This window comes from Nocardia sp. NPDC059229 (assembly GCF_042754165.1).
GTDB lineage: Bacteria > Actinomycetota > Actinomycetes > Mycobacteriales > Mycobacteriaceae > Nocardia.
The window spans coordinates 95,630-114,355 of sequence record NZ_JBHZAK010000013.1 but is presented as its reverse complement, the minus strand read 5'-3'; the positions used below and the strand labels follow the sequence as shown (position 1 = coordinate 114,355).

Here is an 18,726-nt window from a genome sequence, read left to right as displayed (position 1 = left end):
AAGGCACACCATGACAACACGACTCGACTCACCCGCCGACCTGATCGGCCTGACCGGACAGCAGCTCGGTACCACCGAATGGATCGAGATCACCCAGCCGCAGGTGCAGCTGTTCGCCGACGCCACCGGCGATCACCAATGGATCCACACCGATCCGCGGCGGGCCGCCGACGGGCCCTTCCACGGCACCATCGCGCACGGCTATCTCACGCTCTCGCTGGCGCCGGTGATGATCGCCGATGTCCTCGAGATCCGCGACCTCACCGCGGCGCTGAACTACGGCCTGAACAAGGTCCGCTTCCCCGCGCCGGTGCCGGTGGGGTCCAAGATTCGGGCGGTGGTGACGCTGAATGCCGCCCAGCGGAAGACCTCCGGCGTGGAGGCGGTGTTCGGCCTCACCTATGAGATCGACGGCAGCAACCGCCCCGCCTGCGTCGCCGACGTCGTGGTGCTCTACCCGTGAGCACGCCGATGCCCGCCGACGACGTCGAGCAACGGCTCATTCCCGTACTGGGACAGCAGATTCGGGTCCGCGTGCACTGGGGCGAGGGCGTTCCGCTGGTGCTGTGCAACGGGATCGGGGCCGCGTTCGAGGTGCTCGATCCGCTGGTCGCCGCCCTCGACCCCCGGACCACCGTGGTGCGGTTCGATGTGCCGGGCACCGGCGGCTCGCCCGATTCGCCGCTGCCGTACGGATTTCCGTATCTCGCCGCGGTGCTGGGCGAGCTGCTGCGCAAACTCGGCATCCACGGGCAGGTCGATGTCCTCGGCCTCTCCTGGGGTGGCGCGCTGGCCCAGCAGTTCGCCTTCCAGCATCCGCGCCGGTGCCGCGCCCTCATCCTGGTCTCCACCGGCACCGGCGTGCTCATGGTCCCCGGCCGGCCGCGCACGCTGCTGAAAATGCTCACCCCGCACCGCTTCCTCGACCACGAGTACGCTGCGCGGATCGCCGGCGACCTCTACGGCGGCACCGCTCGCTCGGATTCCGCTCGGGTCGCGCAGCTGTTCGACCGGCAGCTGATGGCGGGTTCGCGCGTCGGCTATCTGCATCAGCTGCTGGCGGGATCGGTATGGACCAGTGTGTTCGCCCTGCCGCTCATCCGTCAGCGCACGCTGATCGTGGCCGGTACCGACGATCCCATCGTCCCGGTCGCCAATGCGTGTCTCATGGCATGCCTGCTGCCTCATGCGACGGTTCACCTGCATGCGGGCGGACACGTCGACGTGATCACCAATGCTCCCGAGCTGGCCCCGGTCATCGAATCCTTCCGCGCCGACCTGAACCGGCGGACCGGGCACGGGAATTGCTGGGCGGCAACGACGTCCCGATAGGGCACACAGCGGTGCGAATCGACCGCAACGCCCACGCCATCAGGAGAGGACGCGGGCGGTATTCGGCTGTCGGAGCGCGGATTACCTGGCGGGCTCGGGGTGGGTCGTCGGGGTGTGGATGATGTCGAAGTAGACGGTCTTGTCGTCGGCCGTGGGATAGACGCGGTAGGTGAAGTCTTTGTCGTTCAAGGTGACGATGTCGACCACGCGGGTGAATTGTTCTTGGCCCGCATCATTTTTCGCGACGATGGTGCGAGTTTTGCCGTCCGGGGAGACGGACCAGTCGCCGTGCATTTTCGGGGTGTCGTCGAGGTTGAACATCGTGAAGGTGCCGTCGGACTTGAAGTAGGCGAAGCCGACGTAGTTCTTGACATTGTCGTCGGTGAGGGGGACCGCGGCGCCGTGGGCGTCGGTCGCGGAGGTGGTCTCCCAGGGTGTGGCGGCCAGCATGGCGGCGGGCGAGCCCGGCGTGACCGCCGCGGATGCCGAGGTGGGCGCCGCACCGGAGGTGGTGGTCGGGATCGGCTCGCTGCTGTTGCTACTGCAAGCGCCGAGCAGGCCGACCGCTGCGAGGGCCACGGCAAGAGTCGCGATCTTTCTCGTCATCTCTTTACCTGTCATCGGACTCACTGTAGTTATCCGGCGGCGAGACTCCGTTCAACGAATCGCATCGCGAAGGCTCGGGCCATGCTGGACAAGGCCGGCCGGTCAGCGGCCGGGCCCCGCCGAAGATGCCTCTCCGGAGGATGGGGCCGCCCGCCTGACCGGCCGGGTCGGGTTCGTCGACTCAGTTACCCTGGGCGGCAACCGAAATCGGCTGCCACTTACGCCAGGTCTCCAAGCGCGATTCGTAGTCCGCGGTGGCGATGGCCAGCGGAATCTCGCCGAGGAAGATGCGCAGCGGGGGCTCGTCGGCGTCGACCACGGCGAGAATGGCCTGACCGGTGGCGCCGGGGTCACCGCGGCGAACCGACGAACGCTGGGCGGCGCGGGCCGCACGGGAACCGTCATAGGCAGGATTCGGGGTGGCGTGCCGCGAGGACGGACCGGCCCAGTCGGTGTCGAAGCCGCCCGGCTCGATGAGGGTCACATGAATGCCGAAGGGCGCGACCTCCTGGGCCAGCGACTGGGACAGGCCCTCGAGTGCCCACTTCGAGGCGTGGTAAGCGCCCAGATTCTGGAAGGCGGAAATGCCGCCGATGCTGGAGACCTGCAGGATGTGCCCGCTGCCCTGCGCGCGCAGGATGGGCAGCGCGGCCTGGGTCACCCACACCGCGCCGAACACATTGGTCTCCAGCTGATCCCGGAGCTCCTGTTCGGTGAGTTCCTCGATCATGCCGAACTGGCCGTAGCCGGCATTGTTCACGACGATGTCGAGGCGTCCGAAATGGTCGGCCGCCTGCCGCACGGCGGCGAAGTCGGCCGCGCGGTCGGTCACGTCGAGCCGCAGCGCCAGGAAGGTCTCCGGATACTTGGCGACCAGCTCGTCGAGGGTGCTCAGATCGCGCGCGGTACCCGCGACCCGGTCCCCCCGCTCCAGTGCGGCGAGCGCCCATTCCCGCCCGAAACCCCTTGATACACCGGTGATGAACCACACTTTGCTCATGTTCTCCGACCCTAAACAGCTGGAGTGCACTCCAAGCAAGGGTCGAGACGGTCGCGCCCGGATATATATGCCGATTCCGCCACGCGCGCATATTGCGAGCCGGGTCACAACTGTGGCAAAGTGAGCTCGGCAATATTGAGACTAGACAGTCTCACAATGGGGATCAGGGTGAGGAAGTGGGTCGATGAAGACCAGGCGACTGACCGGGCGGTTACTGCGGCTCGGGACGGTGTCCATCAGTGCACTGGTGGTGACGGGACTGACCGTGGGACCGGCGCCGGCCGATCCCGCCGCGCCCGTCCCGCCGTCGATTCAGCCGGCTCAGATCCTGCCGCTGCCACCGGAACTCGATCCCGGCTTCTACCAGCCGCCCGCCGACGTGGTGGCGGCCGCCGCGCCCGGTGAGATCATCGCCGCCCGGCAGGTCAACCTCGCCAACTTCGGCCTGATCCCGCTCAATGTGGATGCCTGGCAGGTCTCCTACCGCTCCAACAACGGTCGCGACGAGGCGATCCCGGCGGTGGCCACCCTCATCAAGCCGCGCGGGGTCGCGCCGGCGCCGCGCAAGCTGCTCTCGGTGCAGATCGCCGAGGACTCGACCCAGGGATACTGCAGTCCCTCCTATGCGCTGCAACACCTTTCGGCCGCGCCGTTCGTCGGGCAGATCGTCGCGCCCGCCGAGTTCCTGTTCGCGCAGGCCGCGCTGCAGAAGGGCTTCGCGGTGGTGATCCCCGATCACGAGGGACCGAATTCGGCCTATGCGGCGGGCCCGCTGGGCGGCCGCATCACCCTCGACGGCATTCGCGCCGCCACCTCCTTCGCGCCGCTCGAGGTCGGTGCGGGCGCGCCGGTGGCCCTCTACGGCTACTCGGGTGGATCCATGCCCACCATGCACGCCGCCGAACTGCGCAAAACCTATGCGCCGGAACTGAATATCGTCGGCGCGGCGTCCGGCGGCACCGGCGCGGATCTGGGCGCGACCCTGCTCATGGCCAACAACCAGGCGACCGCGGGCCTGGTGCTCGGCGCGGTGCTGGGCCTGTCGCGCGAGTATCCGGACTTCAATGCCCTGCTCGATCAGAAGCTCAATCCGCTCGGACAGTTGCTGCGCGCGGTGAAGGCCCCGTTCTGCGTGCAGTACCAGACGGCGTTGCTGCCGTTCCTGAACATCACCGGCATGATCAATTCGCCCGACCCGCTCCAGGAACCGGCGGTGCAGGCCATGCTCGAGGACACCCGTCTGGGCAAGAGCCTGCCGGATATGCCGCTGTTCATCTGGCACTCGCACTGGGACGAGATCCTCCCGCTGCCCTCGACCAACCAGCTGGTCGACACCTACTGCGGGCAGCCCGACGGCCAGGTGACCTACACCCGGGACTGGGCGAGCGAGCACATCCTGGCCGAGGTCACCGGCGGCCCCGCCGCGCTCATGTGGCTCTTCGATCGGCTGAACGGCGTTGCGGCGCAACCGGGTTGCTCGACCACCGACATGCCGTCCATGCTCGGCACCCCGGGCGAGCTGCAGACCCTCGGCGACACCCTGGGCGAGACCTTCGCCTCCTTCTTCGGCAAGCCCATCGGGGCCTGACCGACCCGGCCCATCGGGGCCCGGCCGATATGGGCGATGCGGGCCCAATCCAGGCGTAGCAATGTGTCAGCTACCTTGGACTGGGCAGAAGAAATCGACTCCGTGGAGGGTGAGCATGCTGCATACAGATATCCCCACGCGCGGCGAGATTCTGGCGCTGGCGTCGACCACCGGACCGTGGTGCGTATCCGTCTACACCCCGACCGAGGCGGACACCCCGACCCCGGACAAGAACCGGGTGGCCTTCGAGAACCAGGTGAAAGAGGTGCTCGACCGGGTCACCGACAAGCAGGCCCGGATCGCGCTGACCGACGCCTTCGCCGACCTCGTCGATGACGAGGACTACTGGCGCTTCCAGTCCCGCACCCTGGCCGTGCACGCCACGCCCGAGGGCATGCGCACCTATCGCCTGCCCAACCGGCTCGAACCCAGCGCCACCCTCGGCGACCGCTTCTACATCAAACCGCTGCTGCGTGCGGTGACCTTCCCGCAAACCGCCTTTGTGCTGGCCCTGTCCGAGAACGCGGTGCGGCTGGTGGAGGTCGCGGCCGAAGGCCCGGCCGCGGAGGTGGCGGTCGCCGGACTCCCGACCGATCTGAACAAGTACCTGGATCTGCCGCCGCTGGGCCGCAGCCCGCACGGCCGACTGCAGGGCAGCGAGGGCCGCAAGGTGCGGGTGCGGCAGTTCTGCCGGGCCGTGGACCAGGCACTGCGGCCGGTGCTGGCCGGTCACGACATCCCGCTCATCCTGGCTGCCGCCGAACCGACGGATTCGCTGTACCGCTCGGTCGACAGCTACCCGCTGCTGCTGGCCGAGGGCATTCCCGGCAATCCCGAGCACCTCTCCGACGGCGACCTCGCGGCCCGCGCCCGGCAGCTGCTCGATCAGCACTATGCCGCCGAATTGGCCGATGTTCGAGGCGAATTCGAGAAGCGCCGCAGCGACGGCCGCGGCGTCATCGATCTCTCCGACATCGCCCGCGCCGCCACCTACGGCATCGTGCACACCCTCTTCGTCGATATCGACGCGTCGGTTCCCGGCGCCGTGACCCAGGACGGCGCACTCGCCGCCGCCACCGGCGACGGCGAGGCGCCGGGCGTCCTCGACGAAATCTCCAGGCGCGTGCTCCTTTCCAATGGCCGCGTGCTGGCCGTCCGCGGCGACGACATTCCCGACGGCGCACACGCGGCGGCCATCCTCCGCTACGCGCCCTAGTCCCACCCGATTACGCCGGGATCACACCCGCTACCCGCACCCAACCGGTCCGCCGGAACCGGGTGCGGGTAACCGCGTTTTCGCTGCTCCAGCCCCTGCGCCGGGCCCGGCCCAGGTCCTGGTGCGGTAACGACTCATTCGATCAAGTAACGTTCGGATCTCCTGTGACGACGTCTCCGGTGGTAGACGGCCCGGGTGCGCGCAGGGCCTGACAGTTCACTTGTCGGGGTGAGATGGGGATTCGGGCATGGATATTCGTGGCTTCATGAAACGACATAAGATCGCGTCGGCCGTGGCGGCGCCGGCGACGCTGGGCGTGGCGGTAGCAATCGCGGCCACGTTCGCGATCACGTCGTCGCCGGACTCGAAGCAGGCCGATCCGGCGCTGAAGGCCTCGGTCACGGAATGTCACGACATGGTGACCATCTCGGTGGCCGGGCGCAACGACTCGCCGCAACAGGGCACCACGAAGATGCTGGTCGACGCCAATGGCAACGAGCTGCCCGCGGCCCTGTCGGACGACTACCAGAGCCACTGGGTGGATCCGGTGGTGAACGCGCCCGGCGGATCGGTCGACTCCAACTCGTACTGGGCCGTGTATGTCTCCTATCCGGCGAACCTGAACAGCTACGAGGACGCCGTGAACACCGGTGTCGCCAATACCGAGCAGGTGATGCGCGACATCTCCGCGGCCTGCCCCAACACCAAGTACGCCATCGTGGGCTACAGCGAGGGCGCGGATGTCGCGCGCCGGGTCGCCATGGATGTCGGGCACCAGAGCGCCGGGGCGGATGGCAAGTACGGGATCGTCGATCCGGGCAATGTGGCCGGTGTCGTCATTCTCGCCGACTCGGGCCGGACGGCGGGTGAGGGTCCGTTCCCGGGCGCGAAGGACCCCAGCCATCCCGACAACTTCAACCAGAGCTATCAGACCGGCAAGGACGTCGCCGGCGGCCAGGGCGCACTGCCGGACCAGTCCGGTGACTTCGGCGCGCTGAACGGCCGGATCGCCTCCTTCTGCTCCGACGGCGACCTCACCTGCGCCGCGCCGAAGAACATCTCGCTGCTCCAGCTGGCCATCAATGTCGGCCGCCAGATCAATGCCGACCAGATGCAGAGCGACGGCCTCACCCCCACCACGGGCATGGATGTGGCGGTGGTGCTGGGAAAGATCGCCGGTGACGCCTTCGCCGACATCGCGCACGACCCGGGCTGGTGGACGAGCAAGGAGACCTTCCTCGACGTCCTGCTCAAGGTCTCGCAGCCGGGCTACAAGCCGAATCAGGACAACCCGACCCCGGTGGCCGCGGACTCGATTCAGGCCGAGACCATGTCACCGCTGGCGTACCTGCCGCAGAAGGTCTTCAACGAGGTCGTCGGCCTGATCACCACCAACCAGAACACCATCCCGGTGCTCCTGAACGACCCGTACAACCTGACCCTCGGCCCCAACGGCACCGGTCACCACTTCGACTACTGGCGGGATTCCAACCCGGACAACGGCAAGCCCCTGACCTCCGCGGAGTACGCCGCCGCGTGGCTCACCGAGCTCGCCAAGGAGGCCCAGGCCGGCCAGCTGAACCCGAAGACGCTGACCCCGACCGCCACCACGGCCCCCAACGTGCTGGCCGCGGCGCCGAAGAGCGCCACGTCCGGAACCACCACTCCCGCAACCGGTTCCACGACACCGGCCGCCGGAACCACCACCCCGGCCACGACGACGCCCGCCACCACGACGGCGACGCCGCCGACCACCACGGTCACCCCCGACGCGGCCACCCCGGCGACGACCACGCCGCCGGTCACGACCACCCCGCCGGTGACCACCACGACGGTTCCGGTCACCACCACTCCCCCGGTGACCACCACGACACCGCCGACCACCACTCCCACGCACTGACCCACCGGCGAAACGAGCATGCGCTGGGGCGCACCCGGAAGGGTGACGCCCCAGCGCATGCTCGTTTCCGAAGGAGCTCGCCGGTTCCGGCTCAGCGGATGGTGAACCAGACCAGGCTGCCCAGGCCCGCGACCAGGCAGTAGATGGCGAACGGGGTCAGGGTCTTGGTCTCGAAGTAGGCCGTGAGGAACTTGACCGAGATATAGGAGAGGACACCGGCGACCACACTGCCCGCGAAGGCCGGACCGAGGATGGCGTGGTTCTCGTGCTTGAAGAGCTCCGGCATCTTCAGTACGCCCGCCGCCAGGATCACCGGCGTGGCCAGCAGGAAGGCGAAGCGGGCGGCATCCTCGTGACGCATGCCCTTGAACAGGCCCGCGACGATGGTGCTGCCGGACCGGCTGATACCGGGGAAGAGGGCGGCGATCTGCGCGGCGCCGATCAGGGTGGCGTCGCGCATGCCGAGGCGGGACAGCCGGACATCGGAGGCGCGGGCCGGGTCGGTCATGGGGAGCACGACGGTGTCCTCCATGGAGAGGTCGCCGGTGCGGCCGGTGGGGCTGGCGAGCTGGAACTCGGGTTCGTGCTCACGCTTGCGCATGAGCTCGGCCGACAGCAGCACGAAGCCGTTGATCGCCAGGAAGATCGATGTCGGAACGGGGGTGCCGAGATAGTTGCGGACCGCCTTCTCCAGCAGCAGGCCGGCCAGGCCGACCGGAATCGTGGCGATCACCAGCAATACGCCCAATCTCGCTTCGGGCGTTCGTATTTGGCGTGTCAGCACCACATCCCACAGCCCCTGCACAATGCGCACCCAGTCCCGCCAGAAGAAGATCACCAGGGCGAGCGCGGTGGCGACGTGCATGGCCACCAGCAGCGCCAGATACGGGGAGTCCTTGGCGGACATGCTCAGATCGTCGGCCCATTTACCGCCGACCCAGGCGGGCAGCAGGATGCTGTGGCCCAGGCTGGATACCGGGAAGAGCTCACTCACCCCCTGGAGCGCGCCGACGATGATCGATTCCAGGTAACTGATGGCCATTCGAATTCCTGTCGGGGGCGGTGCGGGGATCCGAACACCCCGGGCCGATACACGGGCATTGTGTGATCGCGCCGAGGCAGCTCGCTTGGCGAGGCTACTCGATGCCGTGTCGGCGTGCGCACACGTGGTGGATCGGCGGAGGATGCGGCAGGATGAGAACGATCGGTATACCGACGAGTACGGGCGGGAGACGGAAATGCGAGCGGAACTCACGGAGTGGATGTCGCGGGGGAGCTACTTCGACTTCGACGGGCATCGGATCTTCTACATCCGGGAGGGGAAGGGACCGACGCTGCTATTGATCCACGGCTATCCCTTCAACTCCTACGACTGGCATCGCATCTGGCCGGACCTGACCGCCCACTACGACGTCATCGCGCCCGACATGCTCGGGATGGGCTTCTCCGACAAGCCCATTCGCCACCACTACAGCGTGCTCGAGCACGCCGATATGCACGAGGCCCTGCTGCGGCAGCTCGGCATCGGCGAAACCCTGCTGCTGGCACACGATCTCGGCGTGAGCGTGGCACAGGAGCTGCTGGCCCGCCGCCTCGACGGCACCGCGGCGGCCGACATCCGGGCCGTGGTGTTCCTCAACGGCGGGCTGTTCGTGGAGGCGTATCGCCCGCGTCTGGTGCAGAAACTGCTGGGCACACCCCTCGGTCATCTGGTGGGCCCGCTCATGACCGGCGCGGTCATCGCACCGGCGGTGCGCGAGGTGTTCGGCCCGGACACCAAACCCACCGACGACGAGATGCGGACACTGCAGGAGGTGCTGTTCTACGGCAACGGCCGCTTCGTCAATCATCTGGTCGGCCGCTTCGTGGCCGAGCGCACCACCTACCGCGACCGCTGGGTCGAACCGCTGCTGCGCAAGGAGATTCCGATGCGGCTGATCAACGGCCCGCTCGACCCGAACTCCGGTGCGCACATGGTGGCCCGCTACCGCGAGCTGGTCGCCGACCCGGATGTGGTGAGCCTGGACCGGATCGGGCACTGGCCGCAGCTCGAAGACCCCGCCGGGGTATTCGATGCGGCTCACGCATTCCTGCGCGCCGCGAATTCGACCTAGACGCAATCCATTTGCGCGACGCGGAGCCCGGCTGCGTGGAATACTTCCGCGATATGCAGTACAGGGGATTCGACAATCCCGACGCCGGCGAGGATCCCGAGTTAGCTCAGGCCCGCATCTTCCTGGACGAATTGGAAAGGCATGTAGTCAAACTGACCCGGCGATTGCAGACCGCACCCACCCTCGAAGCCCGGCAGTCGATCAGTGCCGAACTCTCCACGGTGCGGCGGTATGTGGATCGCATTCACCGCAGATTCCCGGGAATTGCCGTCGCGAATCCATTTCGCGGCTCACCACCCGGAGCACCCGCGCTCTAGGCCGGCTACCGGGCCGGATTCGATTGCGGCTCAACCGGTAGGCCTCGATTGCGGCTCAGCGCGCCAGGTGTGCGCGCCAGCGTTCGGCGGAGCGGACCATATCCAGGCCCACCCGCTCGAGATACTCGCTCATGCCCAGCAGCCGCACCCCGGCGGGCGTGGCCGAACCCAGTGCGTCGGCACCGTCGCGCGCCGTGGCGGCCAGCCGCTCATTGGTGCGCGCGCCCGCGAGAGTGGCTCGGTACCAGGCGGATTCGTCGATCACATAGCGGTCGCGACGACTGCCCGGATCCCGGTCCCGCCGGATCAGCGCCTGCTCCTGCAGGTAGCCCACGGCCGCGGACACCGTCGCGGGACTCACCCGCAGCCGGGCCACCAGCTCGGCGGCGGTGAGGCTGCCCGAGTCCGCGGCGTACAGGCGGGCCAGCACCGCCGATGCCATGCGCGGCATGCCGGTCTGCGCGAACAGCGCCGCGAACTGGGCGCTGAAATCGGCCAGCAACACCGGGTTGCGGCCGTATTCATCGACGGCAGCGGGCTTTTCGACGGGTCTGGGCGGGGATGCGCGACGGCGTGAGCGCACCACGGTGGCGGCCTGCGCCAGATCGGCGCGATAGCGGCCGGGCCCGCCATTGCGGGTCACCTCGCGGCTCACGGTGGACGTCGGCCGTTCGAGGCGGCGGGCGATCTCGGCATAGCCGAGCCCATGGGCCAGCCCCGCGGCGATGAGACGGCGATCCTCCTGGCTGAGTCTTCCTCCGGGCATCGGAGCGGCTCCTTCATCAGATGCCGCCGAGGCGGCGCGGCTCACCTTATTGCAACACACCACGTGCGGAATCGGCCTGGGACATGGTCGCGGCGAAACATGAATTCCCTTGTTACACAGTCACTATCCTGTTCATGCTGGCATCTCGTCATTGCCATCGTTGTGAACGCAACGTAGCGTTCGCCCTCATTCGAACGAGCCACCCGGGGGCGAACGGCGGACGAGGACAGCCGATTCAGAGCCCGGTCAGATCGGCGATCACGCTGAAGTCCATGACATCCGTCCCCGCCAGGTACACCGGCTGGGTCGTGTGCGCCCCGCGCACCCGCACCTCACCGCGCGGACCCCCGTAACTCACCCACGCCGCTTCGCGCTCGATGACCCGCACATCCAGGCTGCGCGCCGCCTCCGCCAGCGAGGCGAACAGCAGCAGGCCCTCGTAGCAGGATTCGCCGATATTGTTGAGCGCCGGGGCCAGCTGCCCGAAGCGGGCCGTGTAACGGCCGCCGAACGCCATGCCCTCGCGCGACACCAGACTCTCGAAATAGCCACAGGCCGTGAACAATCCGCGCGCGCTGTCCGGACCGCCCGCGTACAGCACGTCCTCCCCGATCATCATGCTCAGCCGCAGCCGCCCTTCGTCCAGCCCGGCCGCCGCGAACGCCTGATTGAAGGCCGCGCAGTCCGCGCCGACCATGAACACCAGCACCCCCTGTGCGGGCGAGCGTCGGATCAGGTTCAGGGCGGCGGTGAAATCGCGGCCGCCCAGCGGGACGAACACCTCGCCGACCACGTCGATATCGGTGCTGCGCACGAATTCCCAAGTGGCCCTGGATGTTTCACGCGGCCATACGTAGTCGTTGCCGACGACGCACCAGCGCCGCACCCCCAGCTCGGAGCGGAACCAGCGCAGCGCGGGGAACAACTGCTGGTCGGGCGTCTCCCCCACCATGTAGACGCCATCGGAATCCTCGCCGCCCTCGTAGAAGGTGGTGTAGACGTAGGGCACCCGGCCCGCGGTGTGCGGCGTGATCACCTTGCGGGCATTGGACAGGTGCCAGCCGACCACCCCGTCGATCATGCCCAGGCTCACCATCCGGTCGATCTGCGCGGCCAGCACCGGCAGCGGCGCACCGGCGTCCACCGGGTGCAGCCGGACCGGCCGGCCCAGAATGCCGCCGACGGCATTGATGTCCTCCACGGCGAGCGTCGCACAGGCCTCACAGGACGGGCCGAAGATGCCCGCGGGACCGCTCAGCGGCACCACCAGCGCGAGGTCCACCGTGGCCCGGCGCGACCGGAAATCCCGTCGCGTCATCGAATATCACCACCGTCATCGCTGCCTGCGTCCGCCCGGTACGGGGCGGTACATGCCGAAGGGGCACGATAGTACCGTTTCGCCGCGAACCGGGAAATCGCTACAGCCCGGCCCGCCCTATAGTGACCCCGGTGAACAGTCCTGACGCGCGCGAGCTGATCCTGCTCGCCGGTGAGCGCACCATCGCCGAACGCGGACCGGACGCGGCCCTGCGCGATATCGCGGTCGCGGCGGGACAGCGCAACAACTCCGCGGTGCACTACCACTTCGGTTCCCGGGACGGGCTCATCGCGGCCATCATCGAACGGCATCAACCAGCACTGGAATCCCGGCGCACCGAACTGCTGGCCGAGCACGAGGCCGCCGGCGCGCCGGACAGCGTGGCCGCACTGGTCGCCATTCTGGTGGGGCCCATGTTCGACGTGCCCTACGCTGAGGGATCGACGCACTACGCGCGATTCCTCGAGCAGGCGCGCGCGCATCCCGCCGTGACCGGACCGAACCTGCACGAGAAGCGCTGGGCCGCAACACGAGTCCTGGTGGCGCGGCTCTACCGCGCCATGCCCGACATCACCCCGGCGCAGCGCCGATACCGGCTGCAGGCCATGACCACCGTCATGTTCGCCCTGCTCGCCGACTACGAACGCCAGGACCTGCCCACCGCGGCCGAGCGCGCCGACGCGCGGCACAGCATCATCGCCATGATCGTCGGGCTACTGACCGAACCCGTCGGTCAGGAGACCGCGGTCCGGGCATCCGGTTCGAAGCCGCCGGGGATCTCGTAGACCATCCCGCTGAAGGTGATGCCGAACAGCCGCCCGGCCGAGAAGCCCTGGCCGCCACGGCCGTACTGCACCTCACTGGTCAGCTGCGGTCCGGACCCGAGCACGCAGTACTGCCCCGGCGCGTCGATACGGACCACCTGACCGGACGAATTGAACGGCAGCACCGGGCGTTCCAGCGAATCCAGCGTCAGCCCGTCGGGCGCGGCGAGCAAGTCACCGCCGGACAGGTCCAGCAGCGACTGCGGGGCCCACGGGGCATTGGTGGGGATCCGGCTCACGCCCGGGTTCACGAAGGTGCGCGACACGTAGAGGTACGAGTCGTCCTGGTCGAGCACCGCGCCATTGGCGCTGGGGAAGCTCGCCCAGTTCGGCTGCACCATGCCGTTCGGGTACACCCGGCCCACCAGGGAACCGAAATCATTGGTGGCATAGACGGTTCCGTCGTGCGCCACGTCCATGCCGTCGGCCGCCGAGAGGCCCGTCGCGAAAGGGGTCACGGCCCCGGTGTCCGGGTCGACGGTGACGATCCCGGCCTGCCGCAACGCATCACCCACGAACACCCGGGGATCCGCGCCGTAGCCGACCAGCAGCCGGCCGTCCGGCAGCCAGGCCAGCGCGCCCGCGCCGCCACTGGGCACCTTGGCGATCGGCACCGCGGGCGCACCCGGCGCGTCGATACGGAAGACCTGCCCGCTGACCAGATCGGCGACGAACGCCCGCCCGGCGGGGTCGATGGTCAGCCCCTCGAGCGCGGCGCCCGGCAGCGAGGCCACCACCGCGGTCGGCTGTCCCGCACCGGGACAGACCGGCGCCGCCGAGGCGGGCGCTGCGGCGAAAGACGACAGCGCCGCGCAGGCGAGCATCGCGCAGGCGAGCCCAGCGGATTTCCTGATCCCCATGTCGTACCTCGTCCATGTCGGCCAGTAAATCCCTGCATCGTATGACGTATCAGGGGCCCGAAGGGTTCAATTGTGGCCGTGCCCGGGATTTCGATTCGCCCCAGTCGCCATTTCCGCCACCTCGCCGCCGGTCTCGCGCCGGCAATCTTCTGGACCTTCGTCCATATGTCCGTGGTTCACGCGGATGTTGTTGCAGCACAACAACTTCCAGCAGCCGTCCCGAGTATTCAGCATTGGACGCCGACCGGATCGGATAAGCCCGGATTCGTTCTCGGCTCCGAACCCCGCATTATCGCCGGCGCCGGCTCCACCGAAATCGCGGAACACCTTGCCGAGGACCTGATCCGGGCCGGAAAACCGATTTCCCTGGCCACGGGTAGCGGCCGGCCGGGCGATATCGTGCTGCGCACAGGCGATATCGTGTTGCGCACAGGCGATATCGACGACCCGGCCGCGGAGTCGTATCGCATCGCCGTCACCGATCGGCTCACCATTACCGCCGACAGCCCGACCGGCATCGCGCACGGCACCCAGACCGCCCTGCAATGGCTGCGGCAGACCAGCACCCTGCCCGGCGGCGTCGCCGAGGACCGGCCTGACTACAGCGAGCGCGGGCTCATGCTCGACACCGGGCGCGAGTTCTTTCCCGTCGACTGGGTGAAGGCCCGCATCCGCGACGCCGCGTACCTCCGGATGAACCTGGTGCAGCTGCACCTGTCGGACTCGCAGGGCTTCCGGCTGGCGAGCGTCATGCACCCGGAGATCACCTCGCCCGAGCACTACAGCGCCGACGATGTACGCGAAATCGTCTCCCATGCAAAATCTTTCGGCATCGATATCGTGCCCGAAATCGACATGCCCGGCCATATGAACGCGATCCTGGCCCGGCATCAGGACCTGGTCCTGCGCCCGGCCCGCACCACACCGCAGGACGCGGTGCTGGACAGCGCGATCGGCGGCGGTGTCGGAGGCAAGATCGATCTCACCAATCCCGGTGCCCGCCAGTTGATCAGCGACATTCTGCACGAGTTCGTACCTCTGTTCCCCGGGCGATACTGGCACCTGGGCTGTGACGAGTACATTTCCGACTACACGCGCTATCCCCAGCTGGGTGACTACGCCACACGGACTTTCGGCCCGGGAGCCGCACCCGGCGATATCATCATCGACTTCGCCAACTGGGCCGCGGATCTCGTCGAATCGCTCGGCAAGACGCCGCGGGTCTGGAACGACGGCTTCGACCATCCGGGTGTCCTGGCACCGAAACCCGAACTGGTGGTGCAGTACTGGTCGGCCGGCGCCGGTGGGCTGCCGTGGCTGCCCGGCGGTCGCACACCCGCCGACTTCACCCGGGACGGGCATCCCGTCCTCAATGCGGCCTTCACGCCCACGTACTTCACGACCGGCGGGCCGGCCGCGGCGCTCAACGCTCCGCCGGAACTGCTGTGGGCCTGGGACCCGGGGCTTTTCGTGAACGGGCAGCGGCTGCCCGATTCCGATCGCCCGCTGTTGCGTGGCTCCATGCTCTTCCTCTGGTGCGATGATCCTGCCGCCCTGACTCCGGAGCAGATCGTCGCTCCGCTGCGGGCCCGGCTGCCGATCATGGCCCAGCAGTTGTGGGCGGGCACCGGCGGGATCGGGTATCCGGACTTCCTCGGCCGCGCGTCCGCGGTCGGGTGGCCCTGATCAGAAGCGTCTGGCTCCGGCCATCGGCATGGTGGTCAGCGGTGAGACCTTCACGCCGGAACCGTAATCGCTGGCGTGGATGACCTTTCCGTCACCGAGATACAGAGCGGAATGGCCGCCGCCGTAGTAGGAGACCAGATCACCCGGTTGCAGATCGTCCACCGACACCGGCGTTCCGGCGGCCAGCTGCGAATAACTCGTACGCGGCACTTCGACTCCGGCCTCACGATACGACCACTGCACCAAACCCGAGCAGTCGAAGGTGTCCGGACCATCACCGCCCATGCTGTAGGTCGCGCCGAGCTTGGTGCGGGCGGCCTCCACGGCTCGTTCGCCGACGGTCTTCTTCGGCATGGCCGCGGGCACCGGCGCGCGGGGCGCCGCGGGATCGGTCACGCCGGGGATTCCGACCAGCGGGGGCAGGCTGCTGGGCACCGCGAAGGTGCCGAGACCGGCCACCACCACCGAGCGGGATTCCGGAGCCGGGAACACGGGGTACAGCGGCACGGGCGAAAGCGCCTGGACCGGAATCTGATCCGGTACGGGGTCGGCCGGGGCGATAGTGATATGTCCCGGAATCCCGAGCATGCGCGAGGCATCCGCCTGGCCTACGGCGGAGGTCTCGCCGACCGCGGGCTGCGGCGCGATATCCACACTCGGCGGCGCGATGTCCACACTCGGCAGCGTGATATCCACACTCGGCAGGGAAGTGAGGCCGAACTGGGTCGCGATCTCGGTGGGAATCTCGATCTCCCCGATACCGGGGACCGAGACCGGCGCTGCGTGCGCCTGGCCCGCTGTGAACAGCAGGGCTGCTCCGACGGCTGCCGCGCCGAGGACTCCTGTCGCCAGGGCCCGCAGGCTCAGCCGCGGTAGAACTCGAACCTTCTGTCTATCACCGTTGGTTTCCATGAGCGGTCGTCCTCCGATCAAGCCGTGAAAGCTATTCGGTTTCCGTCCATCACAATCGAACTCTTCGGTACTGCAGCAGATCCGAAAGTGCATATTTCGCCGGAAGTGCACAGGGTGCAACAAGTGACGTGCGTGTTATCGATAACGAAACAGTAACCATTGACGGCTGTGTCCAATTGGACACAGCCAATTTTCATCGAATTCGACGACATCGCGCGAGCCTTCACGAGCCTGGACGCGCGACCGTGTGAGACTGATCGACGGAAAAACAGCCCTCCCCATCATCAGGAGGATGATCGATGACCAAATCCGGTGCCCTACCGAATCTTCCCGAGCCCCTGGTTGTCACACTGGGGAATCTCAAAGGCGGCGTGGGCAAAACGACCTCCGCCTTCTTTCTCGCCTCGTATTTCGCCACGGTGCACGAACTTCGGGTGCTCGTGATCGACGCCGACCCGCTCAGCCAGACCGGTTACTCCTGGTATCGGCGGCTACAGCGGGCCGAGGTCGGCATTCCCTTCGAATTGCTCGCCTTCCCGTCCCGGCACGTGAACGACTGCATCACCGACCATTCCGCGAACTACGACGTGATCATCGTCGACGCCGGCGGCGAATCGGCCGACATCTTCAAGGCCGCCGTCCCGGTGAGCGATGAGCTCGTTCTCGTCACCAGCGTCAGCCCGTCGGAGGTCAAACGCGTGCCCAGTACCTATCGCGCCGCGGAAGAGGCGGCCGCCGAACACGAAAAGGCCATCCGGGTGCGGGTGCTCATGACCAAGGTGCCGGTCACCATGAAGAACGGCGTCAATGTCTCCACCGAATATCGCACGCAGCGCGCCAATTTGGAGGACGCCGAATACGACGTATTCACATCCTATGTGAGCGCGTGGAAGTGGTACCGCGAAGCCGCCGACGGTGAAGTCGGCGACGGCGCCGAGAATCCGATCGAGGATCTCGGCGAATACCGCGCCGTCGGTGACGAATTGATACGGCCCTATCTGGAGGCCGCGCAGTCCGCCCACATGCCGGCGGAGGTGTCGGCCTGATGCCGCCCCAGCGCCGCAAGAGTTCCATCGGCGGGGGACTGGGCCGCAACCCGCTCTCCGACGAGGCCGAGCACACTCCCCCGGTCTCGCCGCTGCGCGACGCCAAATGGCCGCGGACCCCGAAGCTGTCCCAGGCCGCGACCACGGTGCTCATGGCGCCCGCCAAACCCGCACAGCCGGAGGCGGACACGGCGATATCCGCACCGGAACCAGCGCAGTCGACACCGGCTCCGGAGACGGCCGCACCCGCCCCGGCACAGCCCGAACCGGTGGCGACCGCACCCGAACCGGTTGCCGCCCCGGCCGCTTCGGTACCGCCCGGACCCGCGCCGGTCCGGGCGGTCACCCCGCCGGAGGTCGAGCCCGCGCCGAGCGTGCTCGATCTACCGCTGCCCAGTGCGGGTGGCGAGGGACCGCTCAGCCGGACCGAATCCGATCAGCTCGAGCTCTGCGAGTCCTCCATCGACGCGCTGCGGGTGGCCTTCTGGACCGCCGGGCGCGCCCTGCAGATCGTGCGTGACGGGCGGCTCTACCGCGCCGATCACGCCACCTTCGACGAGTACGTCGAGAAGCGGTGGGACATGCAGCGGTCCTACGCGCACAAGCTGATCCGGGCCTGGCCGCTGGCCTCCCGCCTGCACCCGCTCGCGCCCGCCATCAACGAGGGACAGATCCGCGAGCTGCTGCCGGTGGTCGCGGCCCACGGCGAGGACGCGGCGGTCACCGTCTACACCACGCTGGCCGCCGACGTGAAGGTCACCGCGGGCAAACTGCGTGAAGCGGTCGCGGTGCTGCCCGACGACTACGACGAGGGCACGGTGGTGCAGCGGCTGCGGGCGTGGTTGCGCGGCGACCTCATCGAGGAGCAGACGCAGACACCCGATCTGTTCAGCTCGGTGGAGTCGCGCCTCACCGCGCTCACCCAGAAGGTGGTCAAGGGCTCCACCGACCATCCGGTCGCGGCCCGCGAATTCGCGGCCAAACTGCGGACGCTGGCCGAACTCATCGAGCGCCAGATTCCGCTGGCCGGGCGAATGCCCGATACCGAATAGCGTTACTCCGCATCGTCACAGCGCTACTCCGCATCGCCGAAAGGGCCCGGCCGAGTGCCGGGCCTTTTCGATGTCCGAGCCCGCCGCCGCGAATTCGATAGGAATGGAATCTTTCTGAAATAGCAAAAACCTATTATCACGGACTTTGCCCGCACAGCAAGACTTTGCCCGCACAGCAAAAAGGCTCCC

General features: G+C 67.8%; 18 protein-coding genes. 11 read left to right on the top strand and 7 right to left on the bottom strand.

Translation table 11 applies throughout. The features are described 5' to 3' along the window. Window positions 1-10 precede the first annotated feature (10 nt). Both ACFXHE_RS27510 and ACFXHE_RS27505 read left to right on the top strand, forming a co-directional pair. Window positions 11-463, top strand: a complete 453-nt coding sequence (locus ACFXHE_RS27510) for a MaoC family dehydratase (RefSeq protein ID WP_379387343.1) — start codon at window positions 11-13, stop codon at window positions 461-463. 8 nt (window positions 464-471) lie between these two features. Then, entirely contained in the window at window positions 472-1,332 is an 861-nt protein-coding gene (locus ACFXHE_RS27505) for an alpha/beta fold hydrolase (RefSeq protein WP_379387506.1), read from the top strand. Between the two features lie 81 nt (window positions 1,333-1,413). Here ACFXHE_RS27505 and ACFXHE_RS27500 read toward each other — a convergent pair whose 3' ends face one another. Together ACFXHE_RS27500 and ACFXHE_RS27495 are read right to left on the bottom strand one after the other, a co-directional pair. Beyond that, window positions 1,414-1,953 carry a DUF4822 domain-containing protein gene (locus tag ACFXHE_RS27500; RefSeq protein WP_379387342.1) on the bottom strand — a complete coding sequence of 180 codons (540 nt, stop codon included), beginning with the start codon at window positions 1,951-1,953 and terminating at the stop codon, window positions 1,414-1,416. A gap of 166 nt (window positions 1,954-2,119) precedes the next feature. Next, the gene (locus ACFXHE_RS27495) at window positions 2,120-2,938 is read right to left on the bottom strand and encodes an SDR family oxidoreductase (protein ID WP_379387341.1); all 819 of its coding nucleotides are present in this window, start codon (window positions 2,936-2,938) and stop codon (window positions 2,120-2,122) included. 184 nt (window positions 2,939-3,122) lie between these two features. Here ACFXHE_RS27495 and ACFXHE_RS27490 point away from each other — a divergent pair, with 184 nt between their 5' ends. The 3 genes from ACFXHE_RS27490 to ACFXHE_RS27480 all read left to right on the top strand — a co-directional run bounded on the left by ACFXHE_RS27490 (window position 3,123) and on the right by ACFXHE_RS27480 (window position 7,642). Next, entirely contained in the window at window positions 3,123-4,526 is a 1,404-nt protein-coding gene (locus ACFXHE_RS27490) for a lipase family protein (RefSeq protein WP_379387340.1), read from the top strand. 115 nt (window positions 4,527-4,641) lie between these two features. After that, complete coding sequence (locus ACFXHE_RS27485; RefSeq protein ID WP_379387339.1) at window positions 4,642-5,742, top strand: hypothetical protein; 1,101 nt, start codon at window positions 4,642-4,644, stop codon at window positions 5,740-5,742. Window positions 5,743-5,989: 247 nt separating this feature from the next. Further along, complete coding sequence (locus ACFXHE_RS27480) at window positions 5,990-7,642, top strand: cutinase family protein (RefSeq protein WP_379387338.1); 1,653 nt, start codon at window positions 5,990-5,992, stop codon at window positions 7,640-7,642. A gap of 91 nt (window positions 7,643-7,733) precedes the next feature. Here the strand turns inward: ACFXHE_RS27480 and ACFXHE_RS27475 are convergent, their stop codons facing one another. Next, the gene (locus tag ACFXHE_RS27475; protein ID WP_379387505.1) at window positions 7,734-8,690 is read right to left on the bottom strand and encodes an undecaprenyl-diphosphate phosphatase; all 957 of its coding nucleotides are present in this window, start codon (window positions 8,688-8,690) and stop codon (window positions 7,734-7,736) included. A gap of 190 nt (window positions 8,691-8,880) precedes the next feature. On the opposite strand from ACFXHE_RS27475, the gene ACFXHE_RS27470 reads away from it, so the two are divergent. Both ACFXHE_RS27470 and ACFXHE_RS27465 read left to right on the top strand, forming a co-directional pair. Then, a complete protein-coding gene (locus ACFXHE_RS27470) occupies window positions 8,881-9,756 on the top strand; it encodes an alpha/beta fold hydrolase (protein WP_379387337.1) in 876 nt (291 codons plus the stop codon). Window positions 9,757-9,809: 53 nt separating this feature from the next. Then, window positions 9,810-10,073 (top strand): hypothetical protein, encoded by a 264-nt coding sequence (locus ACFXHE_RS27465; RefSeq protein ID WP_379387336.1) that lies wholly within the window; start codon window positions 9,810-9,812, stop codon window positions 10,071-10,073. Window positions 10,074-10,128: 55 nt separating this feature from the next. Here ACFXHE_RS27465 and ACFXHE_RS27460 read toward each other — a convergent pair whose 3' ends face one another. Both ACFXHE_RS27460 and ACFXHE_RS27455 read right to left on the bottom strand, forming a co-directional pair. Next, the gene (locus ACFXHE_RS27460) at window positions 10,129-10,839 is read right to left on the bottom strand and encodes a helix-turn-helix domain-containing protein (RefSeq protein ID WP_379387335.1); all 711 of its coding nucleotides are present in this window, start codon (window positions 10,837-10,839) and stop codon (window positions 10,129-10,131) included. A 235-nt stretch (window positions 10,840-11,074) separates the two neighbouring features. Beyond that, entirely contained in the window at window positions 11,075-12,157 is a 1,083-nt protein-coding gene (locus ACFXHE_RS27455; RefSeq protein ID WP_379387334.1) for a substrate-binding domain-containing protein, read from the bottom strand. 131 nt (window positions 12,158-12,288) lie between these two features. Between ACFXHE_RS27455 and ACFXHE_RS27450 the strand changes: the two genes are divergently transcribed. Further along, window positions 12,289-12,942, top strand: coding sequence for a TetR family transcriptional regulator (locus ACFXHE_RS27450; RefSeq protein WP_379387333.1), 654 nt, complete (start codon window positions 12,289-12,291; stop codon window positions 12,940-12,942). On the opposite strand, the gene ACFXHE_RS27445 is transcribed toward ACFXHE_RS27450, so the two are convergent. After that, window positions 12,891-13,841 carry an SMP-30/gluconolactonase/LRE family protein gene (locus ACFXHE_RS27445; RefSeq protein ID WP_379387332.1) on the bottom strand — a complete coding sequence of 317 codons (951 nt, stop codon included), beginning with the start codon at window positions 13,839-13,841 and terminating at the stop codon, window positions 12,891-12,893. The genes ACFXHE_RS27450 and ACFXHE_RS27445 overlap by 52 nt on opposite strands. Window positions 13,842-14,006: 165 nt before the next feature. On the opposite strand from ACFXHE_RS27445, the gene ACFXHE_RS27440 reads away from it, so the two are divergent. Further along, the gene (locus ACFXHE_RS27440) at window positions 14,007-15,527 is read left to right on the top strand and encodes a family 20 glycosylhydrolase (RefSeq protein ID WP_379387331.1); all 1,521 of its coding nucleotides are present in this window, start codon (window positions 14,007-14,009) and stop codon (window positions 15,525-15,527) included. Here ACFXHE_RS27440 and ACFXHE_RS27435 read toward each other — a convergent pair whose 3' ends face one another. Further along, a complete protein-coding gene (locus ACFXHE_RS27435; protein WP_379387330.1) occupies window positions 15,528-16,439 on the bottom strand; it encodes a C40 family peptidase in 912 nt (303 codons plus the stop codon). A gap of 299 nt (window positions 16,440-16,738) precedes the next feature. Between ACFXHE_RS27435 and ACFXHE_RS27430 the strand changes: the two genes are divergently transcribed. Next, complete coding sequence (locus tag ACFXHE_RS27430; RefSeq protein WP_379387329.1) at window positions 16,739-17,485, top strand: ParA family protein; 747 nt, start codon at window positions 16,739-16,741, stop codon at window positions 17,483-17,485. Then, on the top strand, window positions 17,485-18,537 hold the full coding sequence (locus tag ACFXHE_RS27425; protein ID WP_379387328.1) for a hypothetical protein: 1,053 nt from the start codon (window positions 17,485-17,487) through the stop codon (window positions 18,535-18,537). The genes ACFXHE_RS27430 and ACFXHE_RS27425 overlap by 1 nt, the downstream gene beginning before the upstream one ends. Window positions 18,538-18,726 lie beyond the last annotated feature (189 nt).